This window comes from Achromobacter sp. F4_2707 (assembly GCF_047501535.1).
Classification (GTDB): Bacteria; Pseudomonadota; Gammaproteobacteria; order Burkholderiales; family Burkholderiaceae_B; genus Yanghanlia.
The window spans coordinates 156,119-177,319 of the sequence record NZ_JAZDRJ010000009.1; the positions used below are offsets into that span (position 1 = coordinate 156,119).

Here is a 21,201-nt window from a genome sequence, read left to right on the forward strand (position 1 = left end):
CATGTCCAATAATCATTTCACTACTTCCATATTGCATTCGGACCGCCGTCTGGGCACCGAGGACGGCGCGGTACACAAGCCGATTCACCCTTCCGCCCAGTATGCCTTTAACAAGGCTGAAGACCTGGTGGCGGTCTTTCAGGGGCGGCCTGGGTTTTCTTATGCGCGTCAGGGCACGCCGACAACGGGCGCACTAGAGGCCAAAATCACGCAGATGGAAGAGGGCGTGAACTCTGTAGTGTTCGCAACCGGCATGGCGGCGCTAGCCGCTGTATTTATGACTTTGCTTAAGCAGGGCGATCACATCATCAGCAGTCAATACATCTTCGGCAATACCAACAGCCTGCTGGGGACTTTGCAGAATCTGGGTGTGGAAGTGACCTTGGTTGATGCAACCGATTTGGAGCAAGTGAAGGCAGCGCGTCGGCCTGAGACTCGCATGGTGTTTGTGGAAAGCCTGGCTAACCCTGGCACCCATGTATGCGATCTACAAGGGATTGGTGATTGGTGTGCCGCAGAGAGATTGCTCTATGTGCTGGATAACACCCTGGCCAGCCCTTGGCTGTGTACAGGTAAGGCCGTCAAGGCGGGTCTGGTGGTGAATTCGCTATCCAAGCATATTGGCGGCCATGCCAACGCTTTGGGCGGCGCTGTAACCGATACCGGGCTGTTTGACTGGTCGACTTACCCGAATATTTCCGATGTCTATAGAACTGGAAACCCAGCCGGGTGGGGGCTGACCCAAATTAAGAAGAAAGGGCTGCGTGATATGGGGGCGACGCTGTCATCCGATGCAGCCCATCGTATTGCAGCAGGCGCCGAAACTTTGGCTTTGCGCATGGGCAAAGCCTGCGATAACGCCCTCGCGCTGGCGCGCGCCTTGTCGGCACACCCGCGTGTGGCGCGGGTGATATACCCAGGCTTGGAGCAACACCCGCAACATGAACGGGCGAAGCAGTTATTTGGTGGGCGTTATGGCGCTCTGGTGGCGGTGGAACTCGACGACGCCGTAGACCTTTTCGCCTTTCTGAATCGCCTTAAGGTCTTGGTGTTGGCGACCCACGTAGGGGATAACCGAAGCCTCGTTCTACCCGTTGCCCACACGATTTACTATGAAATGGGGCCGCAGCTACGCGCGCAAATGGGTATTTCTGACAACCAATTGCGTATTTCCGTGGGGATAGAAGACACAAACGACCTGATTCAAGATTTTGAGCAGGCGTTAGCGGGCTGACACTTACTTTTGGCAAACCGCTATCTGTGTGAGTTGTGGGCCGATTGTGGCAGCGCGGCGCTGTAAAAGCCGCCTGCCATAAAGAGCTGAGTGCAGCAGTTGCTGAGCGCAGCAGCAAACGCTAAACGCAGCAGAAAACAAAAAAGGACTTATGAGAAATTCATAAGTCCTTAATGTTACTAAGCTTTTGTTGGTGGGTGCTGACGGGTTCGAACCGCCGACCTACGCCTTGTAAGGGCGCCGCTCTACCAGCTGAGCTAAGCACCCCGTGGGGTACCACTTAAAAGCTTTAGCTTGCGAACTGCAAAAAACAAATTATAGCGGCTAAATTTATTTTCTGCAAGCAGCAAGGAAAACTTAGTTGACCGCGTCTTTCAAGCCCTTGCCCGGACGGAACTTGGGCACACGCGCCTTCTTGATTTTGATCTCTTCACCAGTGCGGGGGTTGCGGCCGGTGCGTGCAGCGCGTTCGGACACGGAGAAGGTACCGAACCCAACGAGTGTGACGTCGTCCTTGTTCTTGAGGGCTGTGGTCACCGCGCCAATGAAGGCATCCAGCGCGCGAGCGGCGTCGGCCTTGGAAAGATCTGCCTTCGTGGAAATGTGTTCGATGAGCTCTGTTTTATTCATTAAGGATTACCCCTAAAAATTATTCATCAGACTACTTATAAAGAAACAGCCTGGAAAAGAAAGACTTAGGCTTCTGCCAATGGAACCCACGCAAGACAGAAAACCTATAGCAAGGCTACAGCGTATTAGGCCTTCTGAAATGGAGTGCTGTCAAGGGTGGAACCCCTGAAACCCGCATTAACATTGACCTGAGTGGAATGTCGGCCACGAATATCCCCTTAAGGGGTGTAAGCCGTGGACGGGTGGGTTAGAGTGGCTTCGCCCAGTGTATAGCACCCAGTGTATAGCAGATGGCACGCATCAGAGTCGCGATTGTTGCTCAGGCGGGTTGGCGATGCAAGTGAGTGCTGACAAAAATTTACGTTGGCCGGTGTCCGGCAGCGCCAGTTGTGGCCGTAAGCGTAAATTTTTCGATATGTTGATTCTGATCATACTAGGCTTGATTCTAATTGCGAATGGTTCGCATTAGTGATATTATTTTAGTTCTGGGCAGGCGCAAGCAGCGTCTTGCTGCTATACGCATTTAGCCATTGTTGTTGGGTCATGCCTCGCTCGTCTCCATCTTCTAAAACTAGTCTCGTGCCGGTGCGCTTCATAGGCGCAACGGTGGCCGTTGGGCTGCATGCAGCCATTCTTGCGGCCATTGTTTCGGTGCCGCCAGGAAAAATTGAAATTGATTTGCCTGAAACCGTAGAAATCCACTTTGTTGAGATTTCCGATGACGTGCAGGATGCTGCACCCAATGAAAACCCCAGCGATGAACCTGCATCGGAAGCAGTGGAAGACGCGGTAGAAGACGTGGAGGAGGTTGAGCCTGAACCGATTCCAGAGCCTGAACCCGAACCGATTCCTGAGCCGGAACCTGAGCCGGAGCCGATTCCTGAGCCGGAGCCGGAACCCATCCCCGAGCCAGAGCCAATACCCGAACCTGAGCTAATACCCGAACCCGAACCGGAGCCTGAACCGATTCCAGAACCCGAACCTGAGCCCGAGCCCGAGGCGATTACAGAGCCTCCGCCTGCGCCTGAGCCGCCGCCTCCGCCCAAACCGGAGCCACCTCCTAAGCCTAAGCCCGCGCCGAAGCCCAAGCCGGCTCCAGCGCCAGCGCCTAAACCCAAACCTGCGCCCGCTAAACATGCGCCGGCAGCAGCCGGGCCGGCGGGGCAAGAGACTGCGCCTGTGGCGAAAGCACCGTCTGCACCGGTGGACCCAGACCGTCCTCGTGTCATTGGCAAGGTGGATTACGTGGGCAAGCGCCCCTCGCCCGTGTACCCCCGCATGTCACAGCGCCGTGGGGAACAGGGCAGGGTGATTGTGCGCGTGCTGATTTCGCCAGAGGGTAGTGTGTTGAACGCCACCGTGCAGCGTTCCTCGGGTTATGAGCGCTTGGATGCGGAGGCCGTCAAGGCCGCGCGTACGGCGCGATTTAAGCCTTACACCGAAAACGGCCATGCCTACCGGGCGTTGGCGGATATCCCTTTTGATTTTGTTCTATAGGACACACCCATGCTCGATTTCATCGACCTCGCCCTTCAGTCGCTTGCCCAGGTAAGTGATGCGGCCACGCAGGCGACCGATGGGGCCGGCCAAGCGGCTTCCGCCGCCGGTGCCGCTGCCAACGCCAGTGCCGCAGCCGCTTCGAGCGCTGTGGACGCCGGGGCCTCGGCCACTTCCGCCTTGGGCGGAAGCATGAGCCCTGGGGCGGCGGACTCTGCTGTTGCGCCCGCTTCATTCCCTGGTGCTGCGGGTGCTGCTGCCACGCAGCCGGAGGGCCTTGCGGTAACCGGGCCTGGAATGGTGCCGCCCGCTGAGAGCGCGCCGCCCACCGGCTTCCTGCACTTCATCGCACAAAGCGATATTGTGGGTAAGTCCCTGTTTGCCGTGCTGATCATCATGTCGCTTATCAGCTGGTACCTGATTGTGGTCAAAATGATTATGCGGGTACGGGTCAAGCGTCGTTCGGCGCACTTCCTGAGAGAGTTCTGGGCCGCCAGCTCTTTGGAACAGGTGGAGAATGAAATTGCCACCCACGGCGCAAACGAGCCCTTTGCGCATTTGGCCAGCCATGCTATCCACGCCCGTAACCATCACGCTAAGTATGGCGCAATGCGTTTGGAAGAAAAGGGTTCGACAGGCGCGTTTGTCACGCGCACCATTCGCAAAGTGATCGATGAAGAAACGGCCAAGCTGGAAAACGGCCTGACCATGTTGGCCTCGATTGGTTCGACCTCACCGTTTGTGGGCTTGTTCGGGACGGTGTGGGGGGTTTACCACGCTTTGGTGGGCATTGGTTTGTCGGATGGCGTGACCATTAATCGCATTGCCGGCCCTGTGGGCGAAGCCCTTATTATGACGGGCCTGGGTTTGGCAGTAGCCATTCCTGCGGTGTTGGCTTACAACGGGTTTGTGCGCAGCAACCGAGTGTATTTGGCCAAACTTGACGCCTTCGCCCACGACTTGTTCACTTTCCTCACCACTGGTCAGCAAGTTGTTGAAGGTAACGGCAAAATGCGCCGTGTCACGAAGTTGCCGGCCGCCGCGGGAGACGCATAATGGCATTTGGCAGCTTTGACAATAAAAGCAGCAGCAATGCGGTATCTGAAATTAATATGGTGCCGCTCATTGACGTGATGCTGGTGCTGTTGGTGATTTTCATCATTACGGCGCCATTGCTCAGTCATTCCATCAAAATTAACGTGCCGCAAGCCAGCTCTGAGCCGGTGCAGCAGGATCCTAAGGTGGTGGATTTTGCAGTGGATGCTGACGGGCAACTGTTCTGGAATGAGCAACCGGTCAGCATGGAGCAGATTCCGGCCCTGATGGCGGCTGAGGCGGCGCTTGACCCGCAACCTGAAATACGCCTGCGTGCAGACTTAGATACCCGCTATGAGGTTTTGGCGCAGGTCATGAGTATGGCGCGCCAGTCGGGCCTGAAGCGTTTGGGCTTTGTGACGCGGCCCGGTTCGACGCCTGCTGCGGCACCCGGCCCGGTAGCTGATACGCCTGCCGCCATGCAAGCGCAAGGTGCGGGTTCTTAACCGCCTGCCGCAACACGCCGCGCGCTGCACAAATGCCGGTCATCGAAAGCGCTCCTCACAAGGGCGCTTTCGTTTTTTTGTCGAAGGCGAGCGATATCCGGCAGTATTTACGGCGATTTCTCCCGACCTTCCCTATAATTGCGTGTATGCGAATACTCGTAATCGAAGACGACCCAACCCTTGGCCCGGCACTGCGGGAATTTCTCACCCAGCAAGGTTATGCCGTTGACTGGCTGCAAGACGGCTCTCAGGTGCTGAACACTGTAGCGGGGCAACTCTACGATCTTCTTCTGCTGGATCTCAACCTGCCCGGCAAAAGCGGGTTGGAAGTGCTGCGCGAACTGCGTGCGGCCTCCGAGTCTTTGCCTGTATTGATTCTCACAGCACGCGATAGCGTGGATGATAGGGTGGACGGGTTGGACAGCGGAGCGGACGATTACGTCACCAAGCCCTTTGAGCTGCCCGAGCTGGCCGCCAGAGTCCGGGCGTTGGGCCGTCGTCGGGCGGGCCAGGCTCATGCAGTCATCGAAGCAGGGCCTTTGCAGTTTGATACGGTGGGCCGGGAAGTCCGGGTGGCAGGGGAACGGCTCAGCCTTTCCGTGCGCGAGCTTTCCGTTCTGGAAATGCTGATCATGCGGGCGGGCAAGGTGGTGACTAAACAGCAGATTGTGAATTCCTTGTCTGCCTGGGATTCGGATTTCAGCGAGAATGCGGTGGAAGTCTATATCTACCGGCTAAGGCGCCGGCTGGAAGGGACGGGAGCCACGATCCAAACGGTGCGAGGTTTCGGCTATCTGCTGGAAACGGATGAAGCGCTGGCTGCAAAACACTAGTCGCCTTGAGCGGCTGATGCCGCGAGGCTCGCTGGCACGCCACTTGGTGGTTCGGCTTATGCCGGCCGTGCTGGTGCTTATTCTCATGGATGTGGTGGTTACCTGGTATTTCACTGGCACCATGAGCATAGAAGAATGGCTGGAGCGCGATCTGTTCTGGGCCATGTTGTTTAGCCAGCTTGTTTTGCTGCTGGTGTTTGGTTGGGTGCTGATTACAGGCATTCGTTCCGGCCTGGATAGCGTCAACCGCCTTTCGCATGAGCTTAGCCAGCGTTCCATTGACGATTTGCAGCCCCTTGATACCGACGGCCTTTCCAGCGAAATCGCCCCCCTTATTACCCATATAAACGATTTGCTGAAACGGCTTGATGATGCGGTTCAGGCGCAGCGCCGCTTTGTTGGCCATGCCGCTCACCAATTGCGTACGCCACTGACCGGGCTCAAGCTTGAATGCGAACTGATGCTGGCGGGGAATCTGCCTGCGGATGTACGCGAACGTGCCGAACGCATCAAGTCGGTAAACGACAGGATGATACGGCTGGGTCAGCAACTGCTGGTGCTGGCGCGGGCAGACTCCTCCACACGGCCGCAAGACAGTTTTGTACGCAGCGACCTGAACGAATGGGTGCGGAATTCCGCCGCAGAGTGGGTGCCACGCACGCGCGCCGCAGGGCTGGCACTGGAATTCACTGCTGCGGATGAACCTGTGAGGGTGGACATCGACCCCATTCTTCTTGAAGAGCTATTGAGCAACTTAATTGACAACGCGTTGCGCTATGGGCTGGGAGCCAGCGCGATCCGTATTCAGGTGAGCAGCAATCCGCCTAGCCTGACCGTGGAAGACGACGGGCCCGGTATCAAGCCGGAAGAGGCAGAGCGCGTCTTTGAGGCGTTTTATAGAGCGCCGGGCAGCGTGGCGGGTGGCTCGGGCCTGGGCTTGGCGATTGTCCGTGAAATCGCCCATGTCCATGGAGGATGGTGGAATTTGCTGAGTCGTCCCGCATTTCCAGGCACGCGAATTACGGTGGTATTCCCCGGTCCACGTAAGGGAGCGAGGTTGAATCGGCTCGAGGGGTGGAAGGGCAGCGCGCCCGGCGGCATGTAAATCACATGGCCGGGGCGCGCTTAGGCCTCAGGCGTTTTACCTTACCGGCTGGGCGCCGAGTGTGCCGGGCGCGGGTGCGCCGGGTTGTTGATAGTAATTATTTGGCGCGGGCACTGGCTGGGCGCCGTATTGGCCCGCTGGAGCCGTAGTGTCGGCAGGCACGGTAATGGTCAGTTCGCGGAATATGCCTCCGCCACTCACGCTTCCGTGCTCCACGGCGCTGCTATCTGTCATCAGGCGTTCGCAATCCGCGCGTTGTGCGGCAGGCAGGCGGGCACAACGAGCGGCGCTGTTTGCCGCAGTGTTTTCATGTGCGGTGGTGAGGCGGTTGCGACGGGCCTCCTGTAATGCCGCGCCAGCTTCGCGCTGGCAAGTGCGTTTTCTTTCAGGATCGGTCAGGGTGGCGCAACGTTGCATGTCTGCGTCGTAGCGCGCCTGCAGGTCTGAGGTCGAAGCGTTTTGGGCTTGAGCCGCCGCCAAGGGCAGCAGCCCGGCTGCTGCCACAACGAGCGCCATGTGCGTAGGGCGCAGAGTCCGTTTGATTGCCTTCATGGAACCTCCTGTAGTTAGGGAAGCGTGTGTATCAGTGCTTCCTGGCTGTTACATATTCAGTATATCCAGACGCAGCCGCGCAGCGTGCAAGCGGATGTATCGGTACAGCGGTTCAGAAATGCTTTAAAACAGTCCTCAGGATTCTGTCTGCGTAGAGGGGGTCTTTTCCGCTTTTGTGCGCTCTTCCACTCCCCGGCGCAGCTCCCGCTTAATCGCCGCCCGCATCAGCAGCATGGCCGTTACCGGTGATGTGATGATGAGGAAGAAACTCACCAGCAAGGAATGGGCCACGAAGCGGTGTTCTGTGACCGAAGCCATGATTAGAATAGATACAACTATGCAGAAAGAGGCCAGGGTATTGCCCAGCGTCGGTGCATGTATGCGGCTATAGAAGTGTGGCAGGCGCAACAACCCCAGCGAACCGGTGAAAGCAAAAAAACCAGCAACAACAAGCAGAAACGAAATAGCCAGAATGGCCCAGTTTGGAAGATCAGGAGTCATGGTTCGATCACCTCGCCACGCAGCAGGAATTTGGCCATAGCTACTGAGCCGACAAACCCAAATACGCAAATAAGCAGGCCAATATCAAAATACAGCGGCGAGCCAAAGCGCAAGCCAAGCGTCAGTAGTACAAGCATGCCATTGATGTACATGGTGTCCAGGGCCAGCACCCGGTCGGCCATGGAAGGGCCGGTGGCCAGCCGATAGACAGCCAGGCACATGCCAAGCACAAAACATGCGATGGCAAAGAACAAGGCTATTTGGAATATCTGGTTCATTCGAAAATCTCCTTCAATGGACGTGCGTAGTCATACTGGATTTTGTGAATCCAATAGGCTTCGTCCGTGAGATCAAGGACATGCAGGGTGAGCAGCTCTTCATTTTCTGCGAACTCCGCCCACACGGTGCCAGGCGTGTAGGTAACGATGCAGGAAAGCACCGCCAGACCATGCGGGTCTTTGAGGTCGATCGGGATTTTGATAAACCCCGGCGATATCTTTTTATTGCCCACCCAAATAATGCGGGCCACTTCCAAGTTGGAGTTGAACACGTCAACGGCCACTCGCCATAGCAGCTTCAGGGCGACCAGGGGTTTGCGCGGGCGGGCGCGTAGCGGCCGCAGCGCTCGCGATGCCCAGCCGAAGAACAGCGCCAGGGCGCCGCCCAGCACAATATTGCCAAAGGACAGACTGTCGTTCAACAACAGCCACAGTCCTAAAAGCATGGTGGGAAGGTAGAGCCAGCTTAAAAGCTTTTTCATGGCAGAACCTCCGTGGGAGTAACACTACGGCCCGGGCTTTGATTGAGAACCGCGCTAATGTAGGAATCAGGTGAGCCCAGATATCTGGCCGTATCTTCCAGGTAGCGCATCAGGGGCCCCGCCCAGATGACCATGGCGATGCATAGAAAAATCAGCATACTGACAGGGCCGGCCTCGGATAAACGCAGGCGCGGCGTGGTGGTGTCTTCAACGCTCCAGAACAGGCGGATGCCGGTTCGCCCCAAGGCCACAATGCAGGCTAGCCCTGACAGCAACATGAAGCCGATCAACAGCCAGGTACCAATGCCGGGCGCACCTTCAGCCGTGGTGAGCGCGGCCGACAGCATAGCGAATTTGGCCACAAAGCCAGAAAAGGGAGGCAGGCCGGCAATGAGCAAGGCGCAGGCGACGAAAGACAGGCCCAGAAATGCCATGGCGGCGGGAATGGCGACGCCGACTACGTCATCGCTTTTATCCGGGGATTCGGGGTCCTCAAGGTCGAAGGCTTCCAGGCTGACCGCCAGCAGGTCGGCGCCAAAGGCCTGTGTGCGTTCGACCATTTCAAGCAACAGGAAGAAGGCGCCCAGAGCCAGCACGGAGCTAATCAAGTAGAACAGTGCAGGCCCTGTGAGTGTCACGCCGGGCATCCCGAGGGCGGCGAACAGAGTGCCGGACGAGATGATGGCGCAGTAGGCGGCCTGGCGTTCGGGCTGGGGGGCTGCTATGAGGCCGACAATACCGAAGGCCAGGGTGGCAATACCCACCGGGAACATCCATTCGCCGCCGAAGGCCGCTGGCGCGCCTGTTGGCAGCAGCAGCGAGCCAATGCGCAACAGGGCATACACACCGACCTTGGTCATGATCATGAAAACGGCTGCCACGGGCGCGCCGGCATTGGCATAGGTGGCCGGTAACCAGAAGTTCAGTGGCCAGGCTGCAGCCTTGATCAGGAAGGCAATGCCCAGGATGGCGGCCCCGGATTCGAATAAACGGCGCTCCGGGCCGACAAGTTCCCCGGCGCGGGCGGCGAGATCCGCCATATTCAAGGAACCGGTTACGCCGTAAATCATGGCCATGGAGATCAGCAGCAAGAATGAGGCGATCAGGTTGACCGCCACATAATGCAAACCGGCAGACACGCGCGCACGCCCCGAGCCATGCAGGGCCAGCCCATATGATGCGGCCAGCAAGACTTCGAAGAATACGAACAGGTTGAATAAGTCGCCGGTGAGAAAGGCGCCGTTCAGCCCCATCAGCAGGAACTGGTAGAGGGGGTGAAAGTGCACCCCGGCGCGGTCCCAACGCGCGGTGGCATACACCCAGGCAGCCATTCCCAGCAACGCGGTGAGCACCAGCATGACGGCTGAGAGGCGGTCGACCACTGCCACAATGCCGAAGGGCGCAGGCCAATCGCCCAGCAAATAGACGGCAACGCCGCCCGGCCAGTCGTTGGGGATATAACCAGCCGTTGCGAACAATAGAGTAATGGCCACAGCCAACTGACTGGCAATGGATATGAAGCCCAGCGTGAGGCGGCCCCGCCGGTGGCCGTCGCGCACGACCAGCATGAGCGCGCCGCAGATCAACGGAATGACGACGGGCAGAATAGGAAGGTGTTGCATCCAGCCTGTCACTTGAGGGTCTCCTTGCCGTCAACGTGGTCGGTGCCGCTGAAGCCGCGTGACGCAAGCAGAATCACCAGGAACAGGGCGGTGGTGGCAAAGGCAATGACGATAGCCGTCAGCACCAGGGCCTGGGGCAGCGGGTCGGCATAATGCGAAATGTCGCCCGCCCATTCAGGATCAATCACCGGGGGGATGCCCAACGTGACACGCCCCATCGAGAAAATGAACAGGTTGACCGCATAAGAGATCAGGGACAGCCCCATGATGACTTGAAAGGTGCGTGGCCGCAGCACCAGCCACACACCAGAGCCGGCAAGAACGCCGATGGCAAGGGAAAGAATCAATTCCATGTCAGTTGTTCTCCTGTGAGGGAGTACCGCTTTCGTGCTGCTGAATAATCGCGGGCTTGCGATACAGGCGCAAAGATTGGTGAGCGATGGCGATCAGCATCAGAACCGTCGCACCGACAACCAAGGTGTATACGCCGATGTCAAACAACAGTACCGAGGACAAATGCACCGCACCAATGAGCGGAATATGCAGATCGACGGCAACCGATGAGAGGAAAGGCTTGGAAAACCACCACACGCCCATGGCGGCGCTGCCCGCGGCCAGCAGACCGAAGGCGATCCAATACTGCGGATGCAGGCGCTGGCGTGTTTCCACCCACACGACACCGCTCACCATGTACTGAATGATGATGGAGGTTGCCATGATGAGCCCGCCCACGAAGCCGCCCCCGGGCAGGTTGTGGCCACGCACCAGGAAGTAGACCGACACCATGGCGGCCAGAGGCAGCAGCAGGCGCACCAGCACAGCTGGAATCTTCATGACGCCATCGGGCAACAAAGATTGAGGGTCCGGGTCGCTGAAGCGGTCCAGCAGTTTGCCTTCGTAGGCAACGAACTGCCGCGCGTGAGGCAGTTCGAGCGTCTCGGGTGGTGGACGGAAACGGCGCAGCAGCGCGTACACCGTGAGTGCCACAATGCCAAGAACAGTGATTTCTCCCAAGGTATCGAAGCCTCGGAAGTCGACCAGAATCACGTTGACGACGTTGGAGCCGCCGCCCAGAGGCAAGGCTTGTTCAATGAAGAACGAGGATATGCCTTCGGGGTGATCGCGGGTCATGATGGCATAAGCAATGACGGTAAAGCCGCTGCCAGCCAGAATAGCGATGATGAGGTCGCGCGAGCGCCGCACGCCTGCGAAGATGGCATTGCGGATGGGCGTTTCGCTTTCGTCGCCTTCGCCTTCCACGCGCCGAGGCAACCAGCGCAGGCCCAACAAGATGAGCACCATGGTGACGACTTCGACAGTAAGCTGGGTCAGGGCGAGATCAGGCGCTGACAACCAGGCAAAGGTAATGACGGTACACAGGCCGGCGCCACCGGCCAGCATCAGGGCGGCGGGGCGGTGGAATTTTGCACTCGCCGCCGTTCCAACCGCGCAGGCGGCCCCAGCCAGCCAAAGTACCGCGAAAAGTGGGTCGAGCGGGGTGACGGACTGCGGTTGCAGCCAGGCACCATTGAGCAGGGGCAAAGCGGCCACAGCCAACGTAAGCAGAACGATCAGGAAAATCTGTGGCTGCAGGCGAGGCGAGCGGGTCCAGTCGAGAATGAACGCCGAAGCGACGTCAACGCCTTCCAGAATGCTTTCAAAGGTGCGACGGCCATCGAAACGATAGATGAAGGGGGTATAGCCGGGGCGGGCATGCTGGCGGCTAAGTAACAGCCGTTGCAGGATGATGCCGCCGACCAGGGCGACAAAGCTCATGGCCAGTGGCAGGTTGAAGCCGTGCCACACCACGAGGCTGTAATTAGGGGTATCTTCGCCCAACAACGCTTCGACGGCCGTATGGAGGAAGGGGCCGGGAATAAGACCAGGCAACATTCCAACCACTAAGCAACCAACCACCAGAATGGCACTGGGAATCAGCATCATGAGCGGTGGCTCGTGCGGTGCGCGAGGCAGATCCTTGGCTTCCGGGCCGAAGAACACCTCAGTAATAAAGCGCAGCGAATAGGCAACGCTGAAGGCGCTGGCTACGACGGCCAGAAGCGGCAGCCCGTAGCGGGTGAACTCGTTACCGGTGAAGTAGACGGTTTCCGCGAAGAACATCTCCTTGGAAATGAAACCGTTGAGCAAAGGCACCCCTGCCATGGCCGCTGCGGCAACGATGGCCAGCGTCGCGGTAATAGGCATGCTGCGGAACAACCCTGACAGGCGGCTCATATCGCGGGTGCCGGTTTCGTGGTCCACAATGCCTGCCGCCATAAACAGCGAGGCTTTGAAGGTGGCGTGGTTAATTATGTGGAATACCGCTGCTACCAGGGCCAGGCGGCTGTCCATGCCTAGCAGCAAGGTGATGAGCCCCAGATGGCTGATGGTGGAATACGCCAGCACTCCCTTCATGTCGGTCTGGAAAGTGGCTGCGTAAGCACCCAACAATAGGCTGATCGCCCCGGCGCCGCCGATAATCCAAGTCCATTCAGGCGTGCCGGCCATAACCGGCCACAGGCGCGCCAGCAAAAACACCCCCGCTTTAACCATTGTGGCTGAATGCAGGTAGGCAGAGACGGGGGTAGGTGCCGCCATGGCATTCGGCAGCCACACATGAAAGGGGAATTGTGCGCTTTTGGTCAGGGCGCCCAGCGCGACTAATACCAATATAGTGGTGTACCAGGGGTGATTGTGAATGAGGTCGCGCGATTGCAGCACTACGTCGAGCTCGTAGCTACCGACCACATGGCCAATCATAAGCACGCCGGCCAGCAGGCAAAGGCCACCCGCACCGGTGATGGTCAGCGACATGCGCGCGCCCCGGCGTGCATCCAGCCTGTGATGCCAGTAGGCGATCAGCATGAAGGACGACAGGCTGGTGAGCTCCCAGAACAGGACGAGCTGAATCAGGTTGCCCGACAGCACAACCCCCAGCATCGCCCCCATGAAGGCAAGGAAGAAGGAGAAATACCGGGGGACAGGGTCTTCCGGCGACATGTAATAGCGAGCGTACAGGGCAATGAGCGCACCCATCAGGGTGATAATCATCGCAAACAACCACGCGAAACCATCCATGCGCAGGCTGAGGTTGACGCCGTGATCCGGAAGCCAGGGGACGGTGATGCGGATGACCTCGCCGTCCAAAATAGCGGGAAAGTGGCTGATTGCCAGCCCGGCGCATACCAGTGCGATCAGACCTGCGAGCCAAGCTTCTATATTCCGCGCATTGGATGGCAGAAAAGCAGCAACAATGCTGCCGAAAAAAGGCAAAGCAAGTATGAGAACAAGGGACATCAGGCAGGCGAGTCAGGGAAATGTAAGGTTCGACAGCCCTTTATAATACGATATGAAGCAGCATGTTCGAGGCCACTTGGCGTTTTTTTTTGCGAAAATCCGTGAGTTTCTTGCTTCGAACGTGCTTTGATCAGCATCAAGAAATTGTCTGGCATTAAACTGGACAATGTTAGCTTGATGCAGACCGTGTGCCGGTCGGGCGCGCGCGCCGGGGCAGGTACAGGTCTAACCCCCCGGAGTACGCTATGGTCGATACGACCGAAACGCAAAATTCAATTTCCTTTCCTGACATCGAAATTTCCGAAGAGCTGGTGCGGCGCTTTGATATCAGCGGCCCGCGCTACACCTCATACCCTACGGCAGACCGCTTCGATTACACCTTCAAAGAAGAGCGTTTTCTGCCTTATCTGCAGGAACGTGCTCAGCGCGATGATAATCCGCCGCTGTCGGTGTATTTTCACCTGCCGTTCTGTCGTTCGCTGTGTTACTTCTGCGCCTGTAATAAGATCATCACACAGGATTACAGCCGTTCAGCGCAATATGTGCGCTATGTGCACAAGGAGATGGAACTCCTTGCCCCACACTTGGGGAAAGACCGCCGCACAGTTCAGCTTCACCTGGGAGGCGGCACACCCACTTTCATGAGCAACGATGAACTCGCCATGCTCATGGACGCCACGCGCAGCCATTTCGACTTCACGCCTGATGCCGAGCTGGGCGTGGAAATCGACCCACGCACGGTGAACGAAGATACTTTGTCTTTTCTGGCGGGGCTGGGCTTTAACCGTTGTAGCTTTGGTGTGCAGGATTTCGACCCTGCGGTGCAGGCGGCTGTCAATCGCATTCAACCGCTCGAAATGGTGGAGCGGGCTGTTAAGGCCAGCCGTGATACCGGTTACGAGTCGGTGAATGCCGACCTTATCTACGGTTTGCCCAAGCAGACTTTATCTAGCTTCGAACGTACTATCGACGGAATCATCCGCCTTTCGCCCGATCGCATCGCGCTATATAACTACGCTCATCTGCCGGCGCGCTTCAAGGCGCAACGCATGGTCAAGCCCGAAGACCTGCCTTCTGCTGAAACCCGTTTACAGATTTTCCTGCTGTCTACGCGCCGCCTGCTGGAAGCCGGCTATGTGTATATCGGGCTGGATCACTTCGCCAAGCCCAATGATGAACTGAATCTTGCACGCCAGGATAAATCCCTGCATCGCAACTTCCAGGGGTACACCACACGGGCGGAATGCGACCTTATCGGGTTTGGCGTTTCAGCCATTGGCAAAGTGGGGCGCTCCTATAACGGCAATGTGCGCACGGTGAATGCCTACTACGAGGCGCTCGACGCAGGCCGCTTGCCGGTGGAGCGGGGCTACGATTTATCGACGGACGATGTCCTGCGCCGCGATGTCATCATGATTCTGATGTGCAGCATGCCCTTGCGCTTTGCCGATATCAATCAAAAGTATGGCATCGATTTCGAGCAATACTTCGCCAGCGAACTCGAACGCCTGCGCCCCTATGAAGAAGTCGGGTTCATGGAACGGAAAGATGGCGTGATTACCGTCACCCCCAAGGGGCGCTTGTTCGTGAGAGCGTTGGGCATGGTGTTCGATAAGTATCTCAGCCAGCCCACGGTATCTACCTACTCACGCTTGATCTGATCCGCCTGGTTGGGCATTTGCCCGCCGGGCTCCAGTGTGGGCATCCGATACAGATAGACGGTGACAGCAATGCCGGGAATCAGTAGCAGGATGCGCACCCAGGGCAGGGGGGCGAACCACATGGAGATTGTCAGGGACGTCCATAGCAAGGCGAGAGCGGTGATCTTCGCACGAAGAGGTATGCCGCGCCCTTGTTGGAAATTGCGTAAGTAAGGGCCGAGGTGGCGCTGGTTGAGTAACCATTCATGCATACGGCGGGAGCCGCGCATGTAGCACGCTGAAGCCAGAAGTAGAAAGGGTGTGGTGGGTACCAGCGGCAGGAAAATGCCCACGATGCCTAGCAGCAGAGCCAGTGTTCCCACAATGTTGTAAAGCGTTTTTTTCACGCGGTGAATTGTCCAGCGCTTCCCTAACTACGAAGGAATTCTATCAATATGTCAGGCGACAAAGACAAGATCCGAAACCTGTTGATGCGGGTGCCTTTGTTTGACCAGCTTGATGAGCAGGAAATCGCGAAGATTACAGCGGGCACCACCGAGCACCATGTCCGCCGCGGCGAAGCAGTTTTTCATCGGGGCGAGCCGTGCAACGGCTTTCACATCATGGTGTACGGCCAGGTGAAGCTGGTGGCGGTGTCGCCTGCTGGTGCAGAGAAAGTCATGCGCCTGCTGGGGCCGGGAGAAAGCTTTGGTGAAGCACTGATGTTTCTGGGCCAGCCTTATATTCTTTCTGCGGTTGCCTTGGCCGACAGCATGCTTTTAACGGTGGATAAATCCGTGTTGTTGGACGAACTCGACACCCACCCCATGCTGGCCCGCAAAATGCTCGCGGGCTTGAGCAAGCGGCTGCATTCTTTTGTCTCCGACGTTAAATCCTACTCACTGCATTCTGGTACGCAGCGGGTGATTGGTTATTTGCTGCAAGCGCAGGAAACGGCGGGTGGGCCGGAGATCAGGCTTGAGGTCGGGAAGAATGTCATTGCGTCACGGCTGAATCTTACGCCGGAACATTTTTCACGCATTCTGCACGATCTTACTGCTAAGGGCTTGATTCGTGTCGAAGGGCGCAATATCACCATTCTGGACGACGAGGGTTTCCGCGTTCACAGCGATTGAGCGGGGCCGCCCACCCGCTATAGCGTCGGCCTCTTAATGGCCGCGCGGCAGTCAGGGTTAACAATGGTTGTCTTACCATAGAACTGCTTCATAATTATGAATTATGAGCGGAAGCGATCTGTGGCATTCGTCCCTGCGCTACCCGCCTGCGGAGAGCGCATGGCAGGAACCCGTATTGTTCAACAGGTGCTTTATCTAGAAGTGGCCGACCGTTTGCGCGCCATGATTCAGTCGCGCGAACTCAAGGCGGGCGCTTGGGTGGATGAAGCTCAGCTTACCCGCCAGTTGGGCGTATCCCGCACGCCCTTGCGGGAAGCCCTCAAAGTGCTGGTGGCCGAAGGCCTTTTACGCTTGGAGCCGCGGCGTGGTTGCTTTGTCAACGAACTGTCGGCACGCGATCTCAACGATATTTTCCCCTTGATGGCCATGCTGGAAGGGCGCTGTGCTTATGAAGCGGCCAGCAAGGTTACACATGAAGATCTCACACGCCTGGAGCCTTTGCATGAGCAACTGGAACATCACGCCAGGGCGGGCGATATCGACCAGTACTACGCTGTCAATGCGCAAATCCACGAAGCGATCCAAGAACTGGCGGACAACCGCTGGCTGTCCGATATGGTGGAAAGCCTGCGTAAAGTGTTGAGCTTGTCGCGGCATAAAAGCCTGGCCTACCCAGGGCGCATTCGGGAATCTTGCGCCGAGCATATGGCGATTTTTGCCGCGCTCAAAGCGCGTGATCCAGACGGTGCAGAGGCACTCACTCGCAAACACCTCATGCGGCAGCTTGATGCGCTGCGCGACTTAGCTGCGCAGGATCATCAAGCTTCGGATGCGGCCTTAGCGGCCCATTCGTTCTTACATCACCCAGGAGACTGAGTATGGCGACGACTGACACTCCGAACACGGAAAACACCTTGGTGGTGATCGAAGCCGAAAATGCCAAAGGCAAGGCAGAAAAAAAGGAAAAAGAAGGGCCGGGGCTGATGGCGCGGCTGAGTCGCTGGCTGGAGCGCGACCCTCTGCCCGAACCTGAAGAGATTCAGCCTTTGTTTACCGCCCGTTTGACCGATGTCGCGGCTAACCGTCTGGCCAAGCAATGGGGCGCCCGATACCTGGCTTCCGATGTTAAAGACCGGCGTGCCATGCTGGTCGGTCTAGCGCAAGCTAGCAGTGAGCTCGAACCTCGCGAAGATTTCGGCCTGCGTATGTTCCGGCGCCTGTATGCTCAAGTGGCTAGCCTGAAACTGCTGGTTGAGCTGCGGGCCGATATGCTGCGCTGGCGCAAACAGGTGGCGGGGCTAAGCGTGCTGGAGCGCGAGCTTGAAGGCCTGTTGAATGCCTGGTTCGATGTCGGCATGCTGGAATTGCGCCCCATCACTTGGGATTCTCCGGCTTCGTTGCTGGAAAAACTCATTGAGTACGAAGCCGTGCATGAGATTCGTTCCTGGGAAGAACTCAAGCACAGGGTGGCCGGGCATCGCCGCTGTTATGCATTTTTTCACCCGCGCATGAGCGACGTACCTTTGATTTTTGTCGAGGTGGCTTTCGCGCAGCAGATGGCCGGCAATGTGCAGGTGCTGCTCGACCCTCAGATCCCCGCCGACGACATAGGCAAAGCGCGTTGGGCTATTTTCTATTCCATTTCGAATACGCAACCCGGCTTGCGCGGCATCAGCTTCGGTAACTTTCTACTGAAGCGGGTGATCGACGAACTGTTGCGCGATCTCCCACGCCTCAAGTCGTTTGCTACGTTGTCGCCGATTCCTGGTTTTGTCGACTGGTTGGTCAAGCAGGATGGAAAAACCCTGCAAACTATGTTGCCAGAAAAAACCGATAAACAGCAGGCTGAAGGCGACCCGGAAGCAGGGCTTAAATGGGTGGACAAGCTCAAGGCTGCGGCGGCAGGGCAAGCGTCTGATGCGGTGCAGCGCACCGGCCTGCGGCTGGCGGTGCATTATCTGAAAACCATGAAAAATGGCCAGCCCCTGGACCCTGTGGCCCGTTTTCACCTGGGTAACGGGGCGCGTATTGAGCGTCTGAACTGGGCGGCGGATTGCTCGGCAAAGGGCATGGCGCAGTCTTGCGGCATCATGGTTAATTATCTATACGAACTTGATCAGCTGGACGACAACCTCGCCTTGTTGGCGCAGGGTAAGCCCAAGCTGGGGATGAGTCTGAGGTGGCGATGAATAGGTCCGAGCCAGGTGGCGAGAGCGGGCGGGTATTGCTGGAATTTCAAGGGGCTGTCGCCGTGGTGACCCTCAGTCATCCAGGCAGGTTGAATGCCATTACGGTATTCATGTGGCAGGAACTTGCGCGGGTGTTTACGGAACTGTCCGCCAACGATGCCTTGCGCTGCGTAGTGCTGCGCGGCGCTGACGGCAACTTCGCTGCGGGAGCTGATATTCGCGAATTCCCCACACAACGTGCCGACTTGGCTGGGGTGCGGCATTATCACACTGGCATTCTTGCGCCGGCTTTATCTGCCATCGCTTCCTGCCAACACCCGGTATTGGCGCAAATCGAGGGGGTTTGCGTAGGCGGCGGTTTGGAAATCGCCAGTCAGTGCGATCTGCGCATTGCTGGGGCCAGCGCGCGCTTTGGCGTTCCCATTAATCGTCTGGGCTTTCCCATGGCTCCCGATGAAATGCGCGGCCTGTTGGCCTTAGTAGGGCGTGCGGTCACCCTGGAAATCCTGCTGGAAGGCCGCGTGTTTGGGGCCCAAGAGGCAATGTCCAAAGGCCTGCTGACCCGCATTCTGCCCGATGACCAAGTCCAAGCCGATGTCATGCGTACGGCTCAGCGTCTGGCAAAGGGCGCGCCGCTGGCGGCGCGTATTAATAAGCAGACGGCGACGCGTCTGTGCGCGAGTCATGAGCCACTCTCTGATGCCGAACTGCAGAATTTTTTTCGTTACGCTCAAAGCCGCGATCACCGCGAAGGGGTGCGAGCTTTCTTGAACGGCTCCGAGCCGGTATTCACAGGAGATTGATTTGGAAGGCAATGCCAATTTGTACGCCGTACTGGCAGAGGGGTTTCCCTCTGATCGTCATCAAGTGGCCATCCAGACGCCTGAACAGGCATATAGCTGGAACGATATTGAAGCGATGAGTGGCAGGGTTGCGTCCTTGCTGCACGCTTTGCAACTGCCGGCAGGCTCCAGGGTGGCTGTGCAAGTGGAAAAGTCGCCCATGGCGCTCATGCTGTACTTGGGTACCATTCGCGCCGGGCTGGTGTATTTGCCGCTCAATACCGCTTACAAGGCATCTGAGGTCGAATATTTCCTCACTGATGCCGAACCCGCTGTGATTGTCTGCGACAGTAAAAATCTGGGCTGGGTGACGGATCTGGCGCAAAAAACGGGCACGCCTCATGTGCATACGTTGGACGCTGACGGTAGTGGCAGCCTGGCTGCCGCCGCAGCAAGCGCCAGCGAGAACTTTCAGACAGTGCAAAGCCAGCCCGATGATCTGGCGGCTATTTTGTATACCTCTGGCACGACAGGGCGTAGCAAAGGCGCCATGCTCAGTCATCGCAACCTGTCTTCTAATGCCCAAGTGCTCAAGGAATACTGGGGCTGGCATTCCGACGATGTGCTCTTGCACATGTTGCCGATTTTCCACGTGCATGGCTTGTTTGTGGCGTCTCATGGGGCTTTACTGGCGGGCGCCAAAATGATCTGGCTGCCCAAGCTCGATATCGATCAAGCCTTGGCCTACCTGCCCGAAAGTACGGTGATGATGGGGGTGCCCACCTATTATGTGCGCTTGCTGGCCGATCCTCGCTTCACACGCGAAGTCTGCCGCAATATGCGCTTGTTTATTTCGGGTTCTGCGCCGCTGCTGCACGAAACCTTTAACGAGTTCAAAGACCGCACCGGCCACACGATTTTGGAACGCTACGGCATGAGCGAAACCATTATGCTGACTTCCAACCCTTACGAGGCCGATGCCGGTGAGCGTTTGGGTGGAACGGTGGGCAGGCCCTTGCCCGGAGTCTCCGTGCGCGTGGTCGATGAAAACGACGAAGGGGTTGCAGTTGGCACCATCGGCAATGTTCAAGTCAAGGGGCCGAATGTGTTTTCCGGCTATTGGCGCATGCCGGAAAAAACCCGCGAAGAATTCACCGCCGATGGCTGGTTCCGTACCGGCGATATGGGTTTGTTCGGGGGTGAAGGCGTACCCGACGACTATCTGACCATTGTCGGGCGCAGTAAGGATCTCATTATTTCAGGTGGCTACAACGTATATCCTAAAGAGGTTGAGCTATTGATTGACGCCTTGCCGGGTGTGAATGAATCGGCCGTCATTGGTGTCCCTGACCCCGATTTCGGCGAAGCAGTGGTGGCGGTGGTGGTACCCAAGGAGGGGGGCACCCTTGATGCCGATGCTATGTTGACAGCGCTTAAGCAGGATCTGGCGAACTTCAAGGTTCCCAAGCGCATCCATTTTGTACCGGAGTTGGTGCGTAACACCATGGGCAAGGTGCAGAAGAATGCCTTGCGCGATCAATATAAATAGATAAATAGAGGGGTTTGAAGGAGGAGACTTAACACATTAGACAACAGTAGTACCCCTGTCAGAGAAAACAGGGGAATGATGTGAGCAAAGCATCTGTAATGAAAAAAAACCAAAGGAGAATCAACTATGAAGAAGCGCTTTGCATATACGGTAGTTGCCTTGGCCGCAATGGCAGCAACCAGTATGGCGCATGCAGCATGGCCGGAACGGTCCGTCACGATTGTCGTGCCGTTTCCGGCGGGGGGAGGGACTGACACATTCGCCCGACCGCTGGCCCAGCAATTGGGTCAGCAGCTCGGTCAGAGCGTGGTTGTGGATAATCGGGGTGGGGCG

At 57.5% G+C, this 21,201-nt stretch carries 21 protein-coding genes, 1 tRNA gene and 1 pseudogene; 13 read left to right on the top strand and 10 right to left on the bottom strand.

The window, feature by feature from the left end:
* Window position 1 precedes the first annotated feature (1 nt).
* The gene (locus VRY85_RS10540; RefSeq protein WP_414598548.1) at window positions 2-1,234 is read left to right on the top strand and encodes a cystathionine gamma-synthase family protein; all 1,233 of its coding nucleotides are present in this window, start codon (window positions 2-4) and stop codon (window positions 1,232-1,234) included.
* Between the two features lie 191 nt (window positions 1,235-1,425).
* On the opposite strand, the gene VRY85_RS10545 is transcribed toward VRY85_RS10540, so the two are convergent.
* Window positions 1,426-1,501 (bottom strand) — tRNA-Val (locus tag VRY85_RS10545).
* A gap of 90 nt (window positions 1,502-1,591) precedes the next feature.
* The gene (locus tag VRY85_RS10550) at window positions 1,592-1,864 is read right to left on the bottom strand and encodes an HU family DNA-binding protein (protein WP_414598549.1); all 273 of its coding nucleotides are present in this window, start codon (window positions 1,862-1,864) and stop codon (window positions 1,592-1,594) included.
* A 543-nt stretch (window positions 1,865-2,407) separates the two neighbouring features.
* Here VRY85_RS10550 and VRY85_RS10555 point away from each other — a divergent pair.
* From VRY85_RS10555 to VRY85_RS10575, 5 genes are all read left to right on the top strand, one after another.
* Window positions 2,408-3,361 carry an energy transducer TonB gene (locus VRY85_RS10555; protein ID WP_414598550.1) on the top strand — a complete coding sequence of 318 codons (954 nt, stop codon included), beginning with the start codon at window positions 2,408-2,410 and terminating at the stop codon, window positions 3,359-3,361.
* A 9-nt stretch (window positions 3,362-3,370) separates the two neighbouring features.
* Entirely contained in the window at window positions 3,371-4,417 is a 1,047-nt protein-coding gene (locus VRY85_RS10560) for a MotA/TolQ/ExbB proton channel family protein (protein ID WP_414598551.1), read from the top strand.
* The gene (locus tag VRY85_RS10565) at window positions 4,417-4,902 is read left to right on the top strand and encodes an ExbD/TolR family protein (protein WP_414598552.1); all 486 of its coding nucleotides are present in this window, start codon (window positions 4,417-4,419) and stop codon (window positions 4,900-4,902) included. Before VRY85_RS10560 ends, VRY85_RS10565 begins: the two co-directional genes overlap by 1 nt.
* A 146-nt stretch (window positions 4,903-5,048) precedes the next feature.
* Entirely contained in the window at window positions 5,049-5,735 is a 687-nt protein-coding gene (locus VRY85_RS10570) for a response regulator (RefSeq protein ID WP_414598553.1), read from the top strand.
* Window positions 5,710-6,840 carry a sensor histidine kinase gene (locus VRY85_RS10575; protein ID WP_414598554.1) on the top strand — a complete coding sequence of 377 codons (1,131 nt, stop codon included), beginning with the start codon at window positions 5,710-5,712 and terminating at the stop codon, window positions 6,838-6,840. Before VRY85_RS10570 ends, VRY85_RS10575 begins: the two co-directional genes overlap by 26 nt.
* A gap of 36 nt (window positions 6,841-6,876) precedes the next feature.
* Here the strand turns inward: VRY85_RS10575 and VRY85_RS10580 are convergent, their stop codons facing one another.
* The 7 genes from VRY85_RS10580 to VRY85_RS10610 form a co-directional block, all read right to left on the bottom strand.
* Window positions 6,877-7,392, bottom strand: a complete 516-nt coding sequence (locus VRY85_RS10580) for a hypothetical protein (RefSeq protein ID WP_414598555.1) — start codon at window positions 7,390-7,392, stop codon at window positions 6,877-6,879.
* 135 nt (window positions 7,393-7,527) lie between these two features.
* A complete protein-coding gene (gene mnhG, locus VRY85_RS10585; protein ID WP_414598556.1) occupies window positions 7,528-7,893 on the bottom strand; it encodes a monovalent cation/H(+) antiporter subunit G in 366 nt (121 codons plus the stop codon).
* Window positions 7,890-8,171, bottom strand: a complete 282-nt coding sequence (locus VRY85_RS10590; RefSeq protein ID WP_414598557.1) for a K+/H+ antiporter subunit F — start codon at window positions 8,169-8,171, stop codon at window positions 7,890-7,892. Before VRY85_RS10590 ends, mnhG begins: the two co-directional genes overlap by 4 nt.
* Entirely contained in the window at window positions 8,168-8,653 is a 486-nt protein-coding gene (locus tag VRY85_RS10595; protein ID WP_414598558.1) for a Na+/H+ antiporter subunit E, read from the bottom strand. The genes VRY85_RS10590 and VRY85_RS10595 overlap by 4 nt, the downstream gene beginning before the upstream one ends.
* Entirely contained in the window at window positions 8,650-10,287 is a 1,638-nt protein-coding gene (locus tag VRY85_RS10600; protein ID WP_414598559.1) for a monovalent cation/H+ antiporter subunit D, read from the bottom strand. The genes VRY85_RS10595 and VRY85_RS10600 overlap by 4 nt, the downstream gene beginning before the upstream one ends.
* Window positions 10,284-10,628, bottom strand: coding sequence for a Na+/H+ antiporter subunit C (locus VRY85_RS10605; RefSeq protein WP_414598560.1), 345 nt, complete (start codon window positions 10,626-10,628; stop codon window positions 10,284-10,286). The genes VRY85_RS10600 and VRY85_RS10605 overlap by 4 nt, the downstream gene beginning before the upstream one ends.
* A gap of 1 nt (window position 10,629) precedes the next feature.
* Window positions 10,630-13,572 (bottom strand): monovalent cation/H+ antiporter subunit A, encoded by a 2,943-nt coding sequence (locus VRY85_RS10610; protein ID WP_414598561.1) that lies wholly within the window; start codon window positions 13,570-13,572, stop codon window positions 10,630-10,632.
* A 245-nt stretch (window positions 13,573-13,817) separates the two neighbouring features.
* Between VRY85_RS10610 and hemN the strand changes: the two genes are divergently transcribed.
* Window positions 13,818-15,233, top strand: a complete 1,416-nt coding sequence (gene hemN / locus VRY85_RS10615) for an oxygen-independent coproporphyrinogen III oxidase (protein ID WP_414598562.1) — start codon at window positions 13,818-13,820, stop codon at window positions 15,231-15,233.
* Here hemN and VRY85_RS10620 read toward each other — a convergent pair.
* Window positions 15,215-15,619 carry a YbaN family protein gene (locus VRY85_RS10620; RefSeq protein WP_414598563.1) on the bottom strand — a complete coding sequence of 135 codons (405 nt, stop codon included), beginning with the start codon at window positions 15,617-15,619 and terminating at the stop codon, window positions 15,215-15,217. The genes hemN and VRY85_RS10620 overlap by 19 nt on opposite strands.
* 48 nt (window positions 15,620-15,667) lie before the next feature.
* Between VRY85_RS10620 and VRY85_RS10625 the strand changes: the two genes are divergently transcribed.
* From VRY85_RS10625 to VRY85_RS10650, 6 genes and pseudogenes are all read left to right on the top strand, one after another.
* Window positions 15,668-16,348 carry a Crp/Fnr family transcriptional regulator gene (locus VRY85_RS10625; protein ID WP_414598564.1) on the top strand — a complete coding sequence of 227 codons (681 nt, stop codon included), beginning with the start codon at window positions 15,668-15,670 and terminating at the stop codon, window positions 16,346-16,348.
* Between the two features lie 159 nt (window positions 16,349-16,507).
* Window positions 16,508-17,224 (top strand): GntR family transcriptional regulator, encoded by a 717-nt coding sequence (locus tag VRY85_RS10630; RefSeq protein ID WP_414598565.1) that lies wholly within the window; start codon window positions 16,508-16,510, stop codon window positions 17,222-17,224.
* Window positions 17,225-17,226: 2 nt separating this feature from the next.
* A complete protein-coding gene (locus VRY85_RS10635) occupies window positions 17,227-18,537 on the top strand; it encodes a malonyl-CoA decarboxylase domain-containing protein (protein ID WP_414598566.1) in 1,311 nt (436 codons plus the stop codon).
* Window positions 18,534-19,340: an enoyl-CoA hydratase/isomerase family protein gene (locus VRY85_RS10640; RefSeq protein ID WP_414598567.1), complete on the top strand. Its 807-nt coding sequence runs from the start codon at window positions 18,534-18,536 to the stop codon at window positions 19,338-19,340. The genes VRY85_RS10635 and VRY85_RS10640 overlap by 4 nt, the downstream gene beginning before the upstream one ends.
* A gap of 1 nt (window position 19,341) precedes the next feature.
* Window positions 19,342-20,868 (top strand): malonate--CoA ligase, encoded by a 1,527-nt coding sequence (locus tag VRY85_RS10645; RefSeq protein WP_414598568.1) that lies wholly within the window; start codon window positions 19,342-19,344, stop codon window positions 20,866-20,868.
* 126 nt (window positions 20,869-20,994) lie between these two features.
* A pseudogene (locus VRY85_RS10650) lies at window positions 20,995-21,201 on the top strand (tripartite tricarboxylate transporter substrate binding protein); the annotation flags it as partial.